The organism is Chromobacterium sp. Panama, assembly GCF_003052555.1.
Taxonomy (GTDB): domain Bacteria; phylum Pseudomonadota; class Gammaproteobacteria; order Burkholderiales; family Chromobacteriaceae; genus Chromobacterium.
In genome coordinates this window covers 1-1,106 of the sequence record NZ_QARX01000016.1, presented here as the reverse complement: position 1 = coordinate 1,106, position 1,106 = coordinate 1, and the positions used below count along the sequence as shown (strand labels likewise).

General features: G+C 58.6%; 2 protein-coding genes. Both read left to right on the top strand.

Going from position 1 to position 1,106, the window contains the following annotated elements; genetic code table 11:
* Positions 1 to 247 (top strand): hypothetical protein (locus DB032_RS24315; protein ID WP_199226060.1); only part of this gene is annotated, 247 nt, incomplete at its 5' end.
* A 67-nt stretch (positions 248 to 314) separates the two neighbouring features.
* Positions 315 to 1,106, top strand: a 792-nt coding sequence (locus tag DB032_RS23480; RefSeq protein WP_199226059.1) for a DUF6396 domain-containing protein, incomplete at its 3' end; no start/stop codon positions are given.

Below are 1,106 nucleotides of genomic sequence, written 5' to 3'. Positions count from 1 at the left end.
ACGCGGCGACATCAGCGCCGGACTACGCCGCGAGCTGTGGTCCTTGCACACCCGTAATACGCTGACCGGGAAAGCGATGGGGCTGGAGGACACCAGTCTGCCGTTTGATGAGCAGATGGTGGATGCGTTTGATAAGTGGACGGAGCTTCTTGATCAAAATAAAACTCAAAAGCGCAAAGAACTGTCCCCCATCGCCTCCCTAGTCGAATTCCGCCGCGACAGCGCCAAGCTGTCCAATCTGGATTAAGCCGATGCGCGCCCTATTCTTGGTTGCCCTCCTCACCTCAGCGGCCGCCGCCGCCCAGGAGCCCCGCATGAGCACCCTCAGCCCCAAACAGCAAGAGGCGCTGGCCTTCCGCTGCGTCCACCAGCAACTGCCGACGCCGACGCCGGACGCAGATCAGCTCTTCCTCTACGCCCGCCATCTGCAAAAAAACAATCTGCTCAAGCGCCAGCCCGACGTCACGCGGCAAGTGCAGCGGCTCTACCGTATCGCCGCCGCCCATGGTCACGTCAAGGCCAATATCAATTTGCAAAATGGGCTGACCGACGGCGATTTCGCCGGCGGTTTCCGCGAAGTGCTGGCGCTGAACGACAAGCTGATGGACCTGAGCCCCGCCCCCGGCTATTACAACCTCGCCTACTACACCAGCCGCGGCTACGGCAATATCAAGCGCGACCGCGAGCTGGCGCTGCGCTATTTCCGCAAAGCCGCCGACCTGGGCAATCCCGAGGCGCAGTTCTACGTTGCCGAACTGTTGATCCCGCTCAGAAAAGCTCCCGATATCGCACGCCAGATGTATCGTTGTGCAGCGGAACAAGGCCATGCCAATGCGGCAAAAACATTAGGCATCGACCTTAAAACAGATAAAAAATACGCCGAAGGCATTAACGCTTTACAACTTGGCGTTAAAGCCGGTAGCACGACCGCTGCCGGTTTCTTGGAAAAAGGCTTCAAAACCCCGCCTCCCGACGACGGCATGTATTACATGGCGCTGAAGCTGGATCCCGAGCGCAGCCGCCGTTATCAGCAAATACGGCAATTCCTGTCCTCACACTCCTACCTGCAACCCACTGTAGAAGAAGTCGACCAGATCGTACCGCTG